General features: G+C 73.1%; 13 protein-coding genes. 5 read left to right on the top strand and 8 right to left on the bottom strand.

Going from position 1 to position 12462, the window contains the following annotated elements; translation table 11 throughout:
• Positions 1-2: 2 nt before the first annotated feature.
• Genes H508_RS0107870 through H508_RS0107860 form a run of 3 tightly spaced genes read right to left on the bottom strand, consistent with a single transcriptional unit; the run spans position 3 to position 3061 of the window.
• A complete protein-coding gene (locus H508_RS0107870; protein WP_026373653.1) occupies positions 3-1028 on the bottom strand; it encodes an NAD(P)H-dependent flavin oxidoreductase in 1026 nt (341 codons plus the stop codon).
• 13 nt (positions 1029-1041) lie between these two features.
• Complete coding sequence (locus H508_RS0107865) at positions 1042-2829, bottom strand: ABC transporter ATP-binding protein (protein WP_026373652.1); 1788 nt, start codon at positions 2827-2829, stop codon at positions 1042-1044.
• 28 nt (positions 2830-2857) lie between these two features.
• Entirely contained in the window at positions 2858-3061 is a 204-nt protein-coding gene (locus H508_RS0107860; RefSeq protein ID WP_026373651.1) for a hypothetical protein, read from the bottom strand.
• Between the two features lie 94 nt (positions 3062-3155).
• Between H508_RS0107860 and H508_RS0107855 the strand changes: the two genes are divergently transcribed.
• From H508_RS0107855 to surE, 5 genes are read left to right on the top strand one after another with little or no spacing between them, the layout of a single operon-like run.
• The gene (locus tag H508_RS0107855; protein ID WP_026373650.1) at positions 3156-4082 is read left to right on the top strand and encodes an ABC transporter ATP-binding protein; all 927 of its coding nucleotides are present in this window, start codon (positions 3156-3158) and stop codon (positions 4080-4082) included.
• 8 nt (positions 4083-4090) lie between these two features.
• On the top strand, positions 4091-4936 hold the full coding sequence (locus H508_RS0107850; protein WP_026373649.1) for an ABC transporter permease: 846 nt from the start codon (positions 4091-4093) through the stop codon (positions 4934-4936).
• A complete protein-coding gene (locus H508_RS0107845) occupies positions 4933-5757 on the top strand; it encodes an ABC transporter permease (RefSeq protein ID WP_026373648.1) in 825 nt (274 codons plus the stop codon). Before H508_RS0107850 ends, H508_RS0107845 begins: the two co-directional genes overlap by 4 nt.
• Before the next feature lie 31 nt (positions 5758-5788).
• Positions 5789-6730 carry a 1-phosphofructokinase family hexose kinase gene (locus H508_RS0107840; RefSeq protein WP_026373647.1) on the top strand — a complete coding sequence of 314 codons (942 nt, stop codon included), beginning with the start codon at positions 5789-5791 and terminating at the stop codon, positions 6728-6730.
• Positions 6730-7485, top strand: coding sequence for a 5'/3'-nucleotidase SurE (gene surE / locus H508_RS0107835; RefSeq protein ID WP_035254265.1), 756 nt, complete (start codon positions 6730-6732; stop codon positions 7483-7485). The genes H508_RS0107840 and surE overlap by 1 nt, the downstream gene beginning before the upstream one ends.
• Before the next feature lie 54 nt (positions 7486-7539).
• On the opposite strand, the gene H508_RS0107830 is transcribed toward surE, so the two are convergent.
• From H508_RS0107830 to ribD, 5 genes are all read right to left on the bottom strand, one after another.
• Positions 7540-8895 carry an MFS transporter gene (locus H508_RS0107830; RefSeq protein ID WP_156906019.1) on the bottom strand — a complete coding sequence of 452 codons (1356 nt, stop codon included), beginning with the start codon at positions 8893-8895 and terminating at the stop codon, positions 7540-7542.
• 159 nt (positions 8896-9054) lie between these two features.
• Complete coding sequence (gene ribH / locus H508_RS0107825; RefSeq protein ID WP_026373644.1) at positions 9055-9537, bottom strand: 6,7-dimethyl-8-ribityllumazine synthase; 483 nt, start codon at positions 9535-9537, stop codon at positions 9055-9057.
• Complete coding sequence (locus H508_RS0107820) at positions 9537-10802, bottom strand: bifunctional 3,4-dihydroxy-2-butanone-4-phosphate synthase/GTP cyclohydrolase II (protein ID WP_026373643.1); 1266 nt, start codon at positions 10800-10802, stop codon at positions 9537-9539. The genes ribH and H508_RS0107820 overlap by 1 nt, the downstream gene beginning before the upstream one ends.
• Complete coding sequence (locus H508_RS0107815; RefSeq protein ID WP_026373642.1) at positions 10799-11425, bottom strand: riboflavin synthase; 627 nt, start codon at positions 11423-11425, stop codon at positions 10799-10801. The genes H508_RS0107820 and H508_RS0107815 overlap by 4 nt, the downstream gene beginning before the upstream one ends.
• Positions 11425-12456: a bifunctional diaminohydroxyphosphoribosylaminopyrimidine deaminase/5-amino-6-(5-phosphoribosylamino)uracil reductase RibD gene (gene ribD / locus H508_RS0107810; RefSeq protein ID WP_026373641.1), complete on the bottom strand. Its 1032-nt coding sequence runs from the start codon at positions 12454-12456 to the stop codon at positions 11425-11427. Before ribD ends, H508_RS0107815 begins: the two co-directional genes overlap by 1 nt.
• Between the last annotated feature and the right edge of the window lie 6 nt (positions 12457-12462).

The following is a 12462-nucleotide window of genomic DNA, read 5'->3' as shown; positions in this document are numbered from 1 at the left end:
GTTCAGGCGGATCCGGCGAGCCAGCGGATGACGTCGGCGACCGGTCCGCTGCGGGCGCTGCGGTAGCCGCTGCCCGCCCACAGGTGCAGGCGATCGGCATCGCCGGCCGCGCTCGCCGCGCGACGCAGCTCGCGCGTGAGGTGGTGGACCGCGGGGTAGGCGAGCGGCGCCTCGGCGCCGTGGCGATCGATGAAGGCGTTCCGCAGCGCGCGAGCCGGCCGCCCGGTGAAGGCGCGCGTGATGACCGTCTCGTCGAAGCGCGGATCGGCCAGCGCCGCTCGATGGGTCGGCGACGTGCCGGCCTCGTCGGTGCGCAGCAGCAGGGTCCCGACCGCGACCGCGACGGCGCCGGCCGAGAGGAGCCCCTGCACCGCGCGGGGGCCGTCGACCCCGCCCGCGGCGACGACGGGCAGTTCGGCGGCGACCAGCACGTCGCGCACGAGCCGCTCCGTCGCGACGGGCTCGAGCGCGCGCCCCGGGTCGTGCGTGGCCGAGTGGCCGCCGGCGTCCGTGCCCTGCACGATCAGTCCGTCGACGCCCGCCTCCGCGGCGGCTCGCGCCTCGCTTGCCGTCGTGACCGTCGCGAGCACGCGGGTGCCGGCGGCCTGCAGGGCGCCGATGTCGCGGCGCGGCGGGAGCCCGAAGGTGAGCGACACGACGGGCACCGGGTGCGCGACCAGCTGCGCGACCTTCGCGTCCCACTCGTCGTCGTCGCGAGCGGGCGGCACGCCGAGGTCGACGCCGAGCGCGACCGCCTCGGGACGGATGCGCTGCGCGTACGCGTCGAGGGCCGCGGCGTCCCAGGCCTGCTCGCCCGGCACGAACAGGTTGACGCCGAACGGCAGGCCCAGCTCGCGCATCCGCTCGATCTCGGCGGCCATGGCCGCCGTCGTCTTGTAGCCGGCGGCGAGGAACGGGAACGCGCCCGCCCGCGCCGCTCCGGTCGCGAGCGCGGTCGAGGTCGGTCCGCCGGCCATCGGCGCCGCCACGATCGGCAGGCGCGAGTCGAGCAGGGCGGGTGCGGCCATGGGCGTCCTCCGATCAGTCGAGTGCGGCGGGGGCGAGCAGCTGGTGCGCGGCGAGCTCGCGGTAGAGCGGGGACGCGTCGAGCAGCTCCTCGTGGGTGCCGCGCGCGAGCACGCGGCCGCCGTCGAGCACGACGATCTGGTCGGCGTCGACGACCGTCGCGAGCCGGTGCGCGATCACGAGCGTCGTGCGGCCCTCGCTCGCTACGTCGAGCGCGGCCTTGAGCGACGCCTCGTTGCGGGCGTCGAGGTTGGCGGTCGACTCGTCGAGCAGCAGCACGGGCGTCGCCGCGAGCAGCGCCCGGGCGATCGCGAGCCGCTGCCGCTCGCCGCCCGAGAGCAGCACGCCGGCCTCGCCGACCTCGGTGTCGAGGCCCTGCTGCGAGCGGCGCACGAGGTCGCCGAGGTTGACCGCGTCGAGCGCCTCGAGCAGCCGCTCGTCGGTCGCGTCGGGCGCGCCGAGCCGGAGGTTCTCGCGCAGCGAGCCGGCGAGCGCCGGAGCATCCTGCTCGACGTAGCCGATGAGTGAGCGGAGGCTCTCGCGATCGACGTCGCGCACGTCGCTGCCGCCGACGACGACGCGGCCGGCGGTCGCGTCGTAGAAGCGCTCGATGAGCGCGAACGTCGTCGACTTGCCCGCACCCGAGGGGCCGACGAGCGCCGTGCGCGAGCCTGCGGGCACCTCGAACGAGACGTCCTCGAGCACGGTGCGCGGCTCGTCGGCCGAGGGGTAGGCGAAGCTCACGCCGTCGAAGGCGACCATGGGCGCACCCGCGCGAGGCTCGAGCGCGACGCGCGCATCCGCATCCGCCTCGGACGGGAGCCGCACGATCTCCTGGATGCGGCCGAGCGCGCCGAGCGCGACGCTCACCGCCGAGATCGCGCCGGCGAGCTGGCCGAGCGGCATGATCATGAGGAACAGGAACAGCAGGAAGCCGACGAGCTGCGAGATGGCGATCTCGCCCGTCGCGACCCGCAGGCCGCCGACGCCCAGCACGACGAGGAACGCGAGCTGCACGGCGATGCCGAAGATCGGCACGACGAGCGCCGAGATGCGAGCGACCCGCACGCCCGCGCGGAAGGCGTCGCCCGCCCGCTCGCCGATGCCGTCGACCTCGCGCGCGGTCGCACCCGCGGCGCGCACCGTGCGCACGGCGCTGATCGCGCGCTCGAGCGCGCTCGTGAGGTGCCCGACCTGCTCCTGCGCAGCGCCGGAAGCACGCGTGAGGAGCGGCATGACGACGAGCATCGCGCCGATCGCGACCGCGAGCACGAGCACGGTGAGGCCGAGCAGCAGCGGATCGATGATGAGCATCGCGATCACGGCGCCGACGAGCGTGAGCACGCCGCCGATCGACTCGACGAGGCCCTGCGTGAGCACCGCGCGCAGCAGCGTCGTGTCGCTGCCGACGCGGCTCACGAGGTCGCCGACCCGGCGCGCGTCGAACTCGGCGATCGGCAGCCGCAGCATCGAGCCGACGAGCGTGCGGCGCGTGCGCAGCACGACGTGCTCGCCGAGCAGCTGCAGCAGGAAGTGCTGGAAGCCGTCGACGACCGCGCCGATCACGACGACCGCGAGCAGCAGCCACGGCAGCCACTCGAGCGGCCGCGACTGCTCGACGCGCGCGATGAGCTCCTGCGCCATGAGCGGCTGGGCGAGGGCGAACGCCGCGCCGAGCACGGAGAGCGCGATCGCACCCGCGAGCAGCCCCTTCTTCGGGAAGAGGTAGGGCATCAGCTCGCGCACGCTCGCGCGCGGTCCGTCGTCGCCCCGGCGTCGGAGCATCCCGCGTCGCTCGCTCATGTCTCGCTTCCGTCGTCGTGCGCGGCCGTCACCGCTTGCCGTGCTTCTTGTGCACCGCCTGGCGGCTCACGCCGAGCGCGTCGGCGATCGCCTGCCAGGGGAACCCCTCCATTCTCGCGCGTCTCGCGAGCGCCGATTCCTCGCGCTCGAGAGCGCGCCGCGTCGCGGCGAGCGCCGCGAGCTCCTCGAGCACCCCACGGGGCTGCTCACCGGTCGCCGTCGCCTCGTCCATGCGTCAACCGTAGTTGACACGAGGGGGTGCGTCAACCGACGTTGACAACGAGTGCTCGTCCGCGCGTGGGCGGCACGGTCTACTGTGGGGCCTTGTGCCAGCACCCGTGATCGAGGCGACCGGACTCCGCAAGCAGTACGGCGACTTCACCGCAGTCGACGGGATCGACTTCGCGATCGAGCCGGGGGAGGCATTCGGCTTCCTCGGGCCCAACGGCGCGGGCAAGTCGACGACGATGCGGATGATCGCCGCGACGTCGACGCGCTCGGCGGGCGACCTCCGCGTGCTCGGCTTCGACCCCGAGACGCACGGGCCCGAGGTGCGGGCGCAGCTCGGCATCGTGCCGCAGGCCGACCAGCTCGACGAGGAGCTGCGGGTCGTCGACAACCTCATCGTCTACGGCCGCTACTTCGGGCTGCCGCTCGACTACGTCAAGCGCCGCTCAGAGGAGCTGCTCGAGTTCGCGCAGCTCACCGAGAAGCGCACCGCGCGCGTCGACGGGCTCTCGGGCGGCATGAAGCGGCGCCTCACGATCGCGCGAGGCCTCATCAACGCGCCGAAGGCGATGCTGCTCGACGAGCCGACGACCGGCCTCGACCCGCAGGCGCGGCACGTGCTGTGGGACCGGCTCTTCCGGCTCAAGGAGGAGGGCACGACGCTCGTGCTCACCACGCACTACATGGACGAGGCCGAGCAGCTGTGCGACCGGCTCGTCGTGATCGACAAGGGCACGATCGTCGCCGAGGGCAGCCCGGCCGCGCTCATCCGCGAGTACTCGACGCGCGAGGTGCTCGAGGTGCGCTTCGGCTCGGCCCGCAACGGCCAGGCCGCCGAGGCGATGGCCGGCATCGGCCAGCGCATCGAGGTGCTGCCCGACCGCGTGCTCGTCTACGACCACGACGGCGAGGCGGCGATGTCGGCCGTGCACGAGCGCGGGCTGAGCCCCATCACGAGCCTCGTGCGGCGCTCGAGCCTCGAGGACGTCTTCCTCCGCCTCACGGGAAGGTCGCTGATCGAATGAGCGAGTCGATGCCCACGCGCACGCTCGCCGATGCCGGCGGCGTCGACCACGGCGCGGTCGCCCGCCGCTCGCGCACGTGGGGCTGGTGGTTCGTCGCCGAGCACCGCATCCGCGCCATGCGCTCCTACGTCTTCTCGTGGGTCGGCCTCGGCATCGGCGAGCCGTTCCTCTACATCGTCGGCCTCGGCTTCGGCCTCGGCATGCTCGTCGACGCGAACCAGGGGGAGCAGGGCGTCGACGGCGTGCCCTACATCGTCTTCGTCGCGCCGGCGCTCGCGCTCGCGGCGGCGATGCAGACGGCGGCGCAGGAGAACACCTACGGGGTCTTCGGCGGCTTCAAGTGGTTCCCGATGTTCTTCTCGATGGGCGGCACCCCCATCTCCGCCGCGCACATCGTGCTGGGCTTCCAGCTCTCGGTGCTCGTGCGCGTCCTGCTGCCGCTCACCGCGTTCGCGATCGTGATGATGGTGCTGCAGCTCGGCACCGCCGGCGGCGCGCTCGTGCTCATCGGCATCGGGCTGCTGCTCGCGACCGCGTTCGGATTCGCGGTCATGTCGTGGGTCTCGACCCAGACGGATGACCGCGGCCAGCTCTCCTTCATCGAGCGGTTCGTCGTCGTGCCGCTCACGCTCTTCTCGGGCACCTACTTCCCGCTCGAGACGCTCCCGCTCCTGCTCCAGTGGATCGGCTGGATCTCGCCGCTCTGGCACGCGGTCGAGCTCGGCCGCACCGCGCTCTACGGCGCGGCGATCGAGCCGGCGATGCTGCTCGTGCACGTCGGCTACCTCGTCGCGATCGCGCTCCTCTGCTGCCTGCTCTCCATCCGCACCTTCAGGAAGCGGCTCGACAGGTGAGCGAGCTGCTGCTCGAGGCCCCGGCCCCCGCCGTGCGCGGGCCGCTCCGCGGCATCTATGCGGGCAACACGCGCTCGGTCGTCGCGCGCGGCCTGCGCGTCATCGCGCGCAACAACTGGCTCATCGTCGTCACGGGCTTCTTCGAGCCGGTCTTCTACCTGCTCTCGATGGGCATCGGCCTCGGCGCGCTCATCGGCGGCGTGGAGTTCTACGGCACGGAGGTGCCGTACGCCGCCTACATCGCCCCGGCCCTCATGGCCGTGAGCGCGATGAACGGCGCCGTCTACGACTCGACGATGAACGTGTTCTTCAAGATGAACTACGCGAAGCTCTACCAGCAGATGCTCTCGACGTCGCTCGGCCCGCTCGACGTCGCGCTCGGCGAGATCCTGCTCGCGCTCTTCCGCGGCCTCCTCTACGCGAGCGGCTTCATGCTCGTCACGACGCTCATGGGCCTCAACCTCGCGTGGACGGCCGTGCTCGCGATCCCGGCGGCGCTCGTCATCGCGTTCGCGTTCGCGTCGTTCGGCATGGCGATCACGAGCTACATGAAGACCTTCCAGCACCTCGACTACGTGTGGGTCGTGATGATGCCGATGTTCCTGCTCTCGGCGACGTTCTTCCCGATCGAGGTCTACCCGCAGGGCGTGCAGTGGGTCATCCAGGCGCTGCCGCTGTGGCATGGCGTCGACATGATCCGCCAGCTCACGACCGGGCTCGTGCAGCCGTCGATCCTGCTGCACCTGACCTACTTCGCGGTCATGATCCTCGTCGGGCTCGTCTTCACGACCGCGCGGCTGCGGGCGCTGTTCCTGCGCTGACGCCCAGCGAGCGCGCCTACGCTGTGTCGCCATGGCACGCGTGATGATCTTCGCCCCGGCGCCGCTGCTCACCGTCACGATCGAGGAGTTCCGCGGCGGCCCCGACGTGCACGTCCACGTCGGCGGCCAGGGCGTGTGGCAGGGGCGGATGCTGCGGGCGCTCGGCACCGACGTCGCCCTCGTGTGCACGGTGGCGGGGGAGACGGGGGTCGTCGTGCGGCAGCTGCTCGAGCGGGAGGGCTTCGACGTCGTCGCGATCGAGCGCGACGCGATCGGCCCGGCCTACGTGCACGACCGCCGCGACGACGACCGCGAGCCGATCGTCGAGGCCGAGGGGGAGCCGCTCGCCCGGCACGAGCTCGACGCGCTCTACTCGGCGGCGCTCAGCGAGGCGCCGAAGGCCGACCTCGTCATCCTCTCGGGGCCCGAGGGCGAGTCGATGCTCGAGCCCGACGCCTACCGGCGGCTCGCGAGCGACGTGCGCGGCCTTGGCGTGCCGGTGCTCGTCGACCTCGCCGGGCCGCGGCTCGAGGCGGCGCTCGAGGGCGGCGTCGACGTGCTCAAGGTGAGCCACGAGGAGCTCGAGTCCGACGGCCGGGTCGACGACGGCGACGACGAGCGGCAGCTGCTGCGCGCCGCCCGGAAGCTCGCCGACGAGGGCATCGGCCTCGTCGCCATCACGCGGGCCGATGCCGGCTCGCTCGTCGTCGGCGAGGAGGGCGCGTGGCGCGTCGTCGCGCCGGAGCTCGAGCCGGTCGAGACCCGCGGCGCGGGCGACTCGTACACGGCCGCGGTCGCCGCGGTGCTCGCCCAGGGCGGCAGCCACGCCGACGCGATCCGGCTCGGCGCGGCCGCGGGAGCCGTCAACGCGACCCGCCGCGGCCTCGGGACGGGCGACGCCGACGCCATCCGCGCGATCGCCGAGCGGGTCGAGCTGCAGCCGATCGAGCCGGAGCAGGAGGAGGAGGACTGATGCGAGCGCTCATCACGAACGACGACGGCATCGACGCGCCGGGCCTCGCGGCCCTCGCGCTCGTCGCCGCGGAGGCGGGGCTCGAGGTCGTCGTCGCCGCGCCCGCCGAGGAGCACTCGGGTGCGAGCGCATCCATCATCGCCACCGAGGGCACCGCCGTCACCGCGGCCGGCGGCAAGGGCACCGTGCACACCGAGCGGCGGGAGCTGCCGGGCATCGCGGAGGCGCACGCTGTGCACGCGGCACCGGCGCTCATCGTGCTGCTCGCGCTGCACGGTGCCTTCGGGCCCGTGCCCGACGTCGTGCTGAGCGGCATCAACCGCGGCGCGAACGTCGGCAGCGCGATCCTGCACTCCGGCACGGTCGGCGCCGCCCTCACCGCGGGCCAGGGCGGCGTGCGAGCGCTCGCCGTCTCGCTCGACGTGGGCCTCCGCGAGGGCGGCGGGGAGCACTGGGAGACGGCGGCCGCGGTCGCGGCGCGCGTGCTGCCCGATCTGCTCGCCGCGCCGGCCGGCACCGTGCTCAACCTCAACGCGCCCGATGTCGCCGCGCCCGACGGGGTCGAGCTCGTCGAGGCGCCGCTCGCGCCGTTCGGCATCGTGCAGACGACGATGACCGAGCAGGACGGCGACGACGTGCGGCTCGCCATCCGGCAGCACCGCGCCGACGACGCGCCCGGCTCCGACATGGAGCGCCTCGCGGCCGGCATCGCGACCGTGACGTCCGTGCCGACGCTCGTCGCGCCTGCCCGCTGACGCGAAGCGGCCCGCCACCCTCCCGGGCAGCGGGCCGCACGCATCCGTCGCGCGTCAGCGCTCGATGTCGACGTCCTTCGTCTCCTTCGAGACGATGAGCGCGATGAGCGTGAGCAGCGCGGCGCCGGCGAGGTAGACGCCGACCCAGAAGGGGCTGCCCTCGCCGAGCGTCCACAGCGCGACGGCGATGAAGGGCGCGACGGCCGCGCCGAGGATCGACGAGACGTTGTAGGAGATGCCCGAGCCGGTGTAGCGCACGTTCGTCGGGAACAGCTCCGGCAGCAGCGCGCCCATCGGGCCGAACGTGAAGCCCATGAGCGACATGCCGATGATGAGCCACGCCATGACGCCGAAGAAGCCGCCGCCCGTGAGCGGCACCCACAGCAGGCCGAAGACCATGATCGCCGCGGTCACCCAGATGAGCGTCGTGCGGCGGCCGAAGCGGTCGGCGAGCGGACCGGAGACGAGCGTGAAGATGCCGAAGAAGACGACGCCCACGATGAGCATGAGCACGAACGTGTTGTACGAGTACCCGAGGCCCGGCACCGCCGCGTCCACCGGCGCGCGGCCGTAGGTGAGCGAGAACGCCGTCATGAGGTAGAAGAGCACGTAGGTCGCGAGCATGAAGAAGGTGCCGAGGATGAGCTCCTTCCAGTGGTCGCGGAACACGGTCGCGAGCGGCAGGCGCTGCACCGCGCCGCTCGACTTCGCCTTCGAGAACGCCGTCGACTCGACGAGCTTGAGGCGCACGTAGAGGCCGACGATGACCATGACGGCGGAGAAGAGGAACGGGATGCGCCAGCCCCACTCGAGGAACGCCTCGGACGGCATCGACGGGTCGTCGCTCGGCAGCGCCGCGGCGATGATGAGGAACAGCCCGTTCGCGATGATGAAGCCGATCGGCGCGCCGAGCTGCGGGAACGTGCCGTACCAGGCGCGCTTGCCCACCGGGGCGTTCTCGGTCGCGACGAGCGCGGCGCCCGACCACTCGCCGCCGAGCGCGAAGCCCTGCGCGAGGCGCATGAGCACGAGCAGGGCGGCCGCGACCCAGCCGACCTGCGCGTAGGTCGGCAGCACGCCGATGAGGAACGTCGCGACGCCCATCGTGAGCAGCGCGCCGACGAGCGTGACCTTGCGGCCGTGCTTGTCGCCGAGGTGGCCGAAGACGATCGAGCCGATCGGGCGCGCGACCATCGCGGCGCCGAAGACCGCGAACGACGACAGCAGCGCCGTCGTCTCATCGCCGGCCGGGAAGAACAGGTGCGGGAACACGAGCACGGCGGCGGTCGCGTAGACGTAGAAGTCGTAGAACTCGATCGTCGTGCCGACGAGGCTCGCGAAGATGACGCGGCCGCGGGAGTTGGCCGGCTTGGACGGCGCGGAGGACGCCTGGGTTGCGGAGATGGACATGCTGCTTCCTGGTAAGCGTCGCGCGCGCGGTGGTCGCGGGTGTGCTGGCGCGCGGTGGAGCGGTCCGCTCGTGACGGTCCGGCCGCGTGGGAGCCACCTTCGGCTCCGGGGGACGACCTGCCCAGTGTAACGAGTGTCTGATACCTCGGTCCCTGCCGGCTACGGCCGCATGGACGACAGCGACCGGAGCGCGAGCGCGGCCTCGACGACCGCCTCGGCCGCCTCGCGGCCCTTGTCCTCCTTCGAGCCGGGCAGGCCCGCGCGATCGATGCCCTGCTGCTCGTCCTCGAGGGTGAGCACCCCGAAGCCGACGGGCTTACCCGTGCGCACGGCGACCTCCGTCAGCCCCATGGTGGCGGCGTGCGAGACGTACTCGAAGTGCGGGGTGCCCCCGCGGATGATCACGCCGAGCGCGACCGCGCCGTCGAAGCCGGCCTCGAGCGCGCCCTGCGCGACGACCGGCAGCTCGAACGCGCCCGGCACGGGCAGCTCGACGACCTCCGCGCCGGTCTCCGCGAGCGCGCGGCGCGCGCCCTCCAGCAGGCCGTCCGCGATGCGCTCGTGCCAGCGGCCGTGCACGATCGCGATGCGCAGCCCGTGCGCGTCGAGGCGGTGGGTCTCGGGGCGTCCGTCTCCGGCCATCAGTGCTCTCCTTGCTCGTCGTTCTGGGTGATGACCGCAGGCAGCTGGTGCCCCATGCGGTCGCGCTTCGCCTGCAGGTACTGCTCGTTGAAGTCGCCGACGCCGACGAGCAGCGGCACGAGCTCGGAGACCTCGACGCCGTGCTTCTCGAGCTCCGCCTGCTTGAGCGGGTTGTTCGAGAGCAGCCGGATCGAGCCGAGCCCCTGCTGCTTGAGGATCGCGGCGGCCGCGCCGTACTCCCGCGCATCGGCGGGCAGCCCGAGGGCGAGGTTCGCGTCGAGCGTGTCGAGGCCGTCCTCCTGCAGGCGGTAGGCCTTGAGCTTGTTGATGAGGCCGATCCCGCGGCCCTCCTGCCCGCGCAGGTAGACGACCATGCCGTTGCCCGACTCCTGCACCTGCTGCAGCGCGGCGTCGAGCTGCGGCCCGCACTCGCACTTGAGCGAGTGGAGCGCCTCGCCCGTCAGGCACTCGGAGTGCACGCGCACGAGCGCGCCGTCCGAAGGCCGGCCGGCGATGATGGCGACGTGGTCGGCGCCGGTCTGCCGGTCGCGGTAGGCGGCCATCCGGAACGTGCCCCAGCGCGTCGGCACGTTCGTCTCGACCTCGAACGACACGCGCGCCGATTCCTCGTTCGCGCCCTTGCACGCGGTCGGCAGGCCACCCGCGTCGAGGTAGTCGATGAGGTCGGCGATCGTGATGACGGGCAGGCCGTGCTCGTCGCCGAAGGCGATGAGCGACGGGAGTCGGCGCATCTCGCCCGAGTCCTCGACGAGCTCGCCGATCGCGGCGACCGGTTCGAGGCCCGCGAGCTGCATGAGCTCGACGGCCGCCTCGGTGTGCCCGGCGCGCTGCCGCACGCCGCCCTCGACGGCGCGCAGCGGCACGATGTGGCCGGGCCGGCGGAGGTCGGCCGGGGTCGCGGCGGGGTTCGCGAGCACGCGCAGCGTGTGCGCGCGGTCGTCGGCGGAGATGCCCGTGCTGTCGCGATCGGCGGCGTCGACCGTGATCGTGTACGCCGTCTGCCGCGAGTCCTCGTTCTCGAGCACCATGAGCGGCAGCCCGAGCTCGTCGGCCCGCTCGCCCGTGAGCGGCGCGCACAGGTAGCCGGAGCTGTGGCGCACCATGAAGGCGATCCACTCGGCGGTCGCGAGCTGCGCCGAGAGGATGAGGTCGCCCTCGTTCTCGCGGCCCTCGTCGTCGACGACGATGATCGGCTTCCGGGCACGGAGCGCCTCGAGCGCCGCGTCGATCGTGGTGATGCTCATCGTGCGTCCTCCCGCTGGAGCATGCGCTCGACATGGCGAGCGACGATGTCGGTCTCGATGTTGACCCGGTCGCCGACGCCGCGGAAGCCGAGCGTCGTCGACTCGAGCGTCTCGGGGATGAGCGACACCTCGAACCACTGCTCGGGCTCGCCCGGCTCGCTCACGGCCGAGACCGTGAGGCTGATGCCATCGACGGCGATCGAGCCCTTCCGCACCACGAGGTGCGCGAGCTCCGGCGCGAGCGAGAAGCGCACGGTGCGCTGCCCGTCGCCGTCGGTGACCGCGAGCACCGTCGCGGTGCCGTCGATGTGCCCCTGCACGATGTGGCCGCCGAGGCGGTCGCCGACCGCGGCGGCGCGCTCGAGGTTCACGCGGTCGCCCGCGCGGCGGTCGCCCAGTGTGGACATGTCGACCGAGATCTGCATGACGTCGGCCGTGAACGCATCCGTCGTCTGCTCGACGACCGTGAGGCACAGGCCGTTGACGGCGATCGAGTCGCCGTGCGACGCGTCGCTCACGGCGAGGGGGCCGCGCACGGTGAGGCGCCACGCCTCGCCCTGCTCGGATCGGTGCGGCTCGAACGAGACGATCTCGCCGAGCTCTTCGATGATGCCGGTGAACATCACTGCTCGCTCTCTGTCGTGGCCTCGACCAGGAGGTCGCGGCCGAGCTGCTCGAGTCGCGTGACCGCGAGGCGGCGCTGCTCGTCGATGGTGCCGACGCCGATGGCGTCGAGCGCGGTGCGCGGACCTCCGAGGAGGGTCGGCGCGAGGTAGATCGTGAAGCGGTCGGCGAGGCCCGCGCGGATGAACGCGCTCGCGAGCGTCGGGCCGCCCTCGACGTAGAGGGACTGGATGCCGTCGGCGGCGAGGGCGCGGAGCTCGGCCTCGAGGTCGCGACCGGCGGTGCGGAAGCCCTTGGGGTGGTTGCGGAGGGCGGCGCCGTCGGGGACGGCGCGGTCGCCGAAGACGACGGGGAGCGGCTGCGGCGCGTCGTCGACGCCGGGGATGCGCGCGGTGAGCTTCGGGTCGTCGGCGAGCACCGTGCCGGTGCCGACGGCGATCGCGTCGTGCGCGCTGCGCTCGCGGTGCACGTGGGCGCGCGCCTCAGGTCCGGTGATCCACTGGCTCGAGCCGTCGGCGGCAGCAGCGCGGCCGTCGAGCGACTGGGCCCACTTGACGGTCACGCGCGGTCGGCCGGTGCGCTGCACGAAGAGCCAGTCGGCGATGAGGGCTTCGCCCTCAGTTTCGTCGAGCCGCTCGACCTCGACGCCCGCTGCCGCGAGGCGCGCTGCGCCGCCGGAGGAGGCCTCGCCGGGGTCGGCGGCGGCGTGCACGACGCGGGCGACGCCCGCCTCGAGCAGTGCGAGCGCACACGGGCCGGTGCGGCCGGTGTGGTTGCAGGGCTCGAGGGTGACGACGGCGGTCGCGCCGCGGGCCTCGCCGGGCGCGACCTTCGAGAGCGCGTCGACCTCGGCGTGCGGCGTGCCGGCGCCGCGGTGCCAGCCCTCGGCGAGCACGCGGCCGTCGGGGGAGAGGATGACGGCGCCGACCTGCGGGTTCACGCCGCGCGGGCCGAGCAGGGCGAGCTCGCGCGCGCGAGCCATCGCGCCGCGCTCCGCCGCGGTGATGCCCGCGGTGCCGTTGCCTGCCATGCCGTT

The sequence above is a fragment of the Agrococcus lahaulensis DSM 17612 genome (assembly GCF_000425105.1).
GTDB lineage: Bacteria > Actinomycetota > Actinomycetes > Actinomycetales > Microbacteriaceae > Agrococcus > Agrococcus lahaulensis.
This window is presented reverse-complemented; position numbering and strand designations above follow the sequence as displayed.

What these genes read in the sequence shown, in the direction of transcription:
- H508_RS0107840 (WP_026373647.1), top strand. Translation starts at nt 5,789, where the DNA reads ATGGCACGCGTGATGATCTTCGCCCCGGCGCCGCTGCTCACCGTCACG.
- H508_RS0107830 (WP_156906019.1), bottom strand. Translation starts at nt 8,895, where the DNA reads ATGTCCATCTCCGCAACCCAGGCGTCCTCCGCGCCGTCCAAGCCGGCC.
- H508_RS0107850 (WP_026373649.1), top strand. Translation starts at nt 4,091, where the DNA reads ATGCCCACGCGCACGCTCGCCGATGCCGGCGGCGTCGACCACGGCGCG.
- ribD (WP_026373641.1), bottom strand. Translation starts at nt 12,456, where the DNA reads ATGGCAGGCAACGGCACCGCGGGCATCACCGCGGCGGAGCGCGGCGCG.
- surE (WP_035254265.1), top strand. Translation starts at nt 6,730, where the DNA reads ATGCGAGCGCTCATCACGAACGACGACGGCATCGACGCGCCGGGCCTC.
- H508_RS0107865 (WP_026373652.1), bottom strand. Translation starts at nt 2,829, where the DNA reads ATGAGCGAGCGACGCGGGATGCTCCGACGCCGGGGCGACGACGGACCG.
- H508_RS0107820 (WP_026373643.1), bottom strand. Translation starts at nt 10,802, where the DNA reads ATGAGCATCACCACGATCGACGCGGCGCTCGAGGCGCTCCGTGCCCGG.
- H508_RS0107860 (WP_026373651.1), bottom strand. Translation starts at nt 3,061, where the DNA reads ATGGACGAGGCGACGGCGACCGGTGAGCAGCCCCGTGGGGTGCTCGAG.
- H508_RS0107870 (WP_026373653.1), bottom strand. Translation starts at nt 1,028, where the DNA reads ATGGCCGCACCCGCCCTGCTCGACTCGCGCCTGCCGATCGTGGCGGCG.
- H508_RS0107815 (WP_026373642.1), bottom strand. Translation starts at nt 11,425, where the DNA reads ATGTTCACCGGCATCATCGAAGAGCTCGGCGAGATCGTCTCGTTCGAG.
- ribH (WP_026373644.1), bottom strand. Translation starts at nt 9,537, where the DNA reads ATGGCCGGAGACGGACGCCCCGAGACCCACCGCCTCGACGCGCACGGG.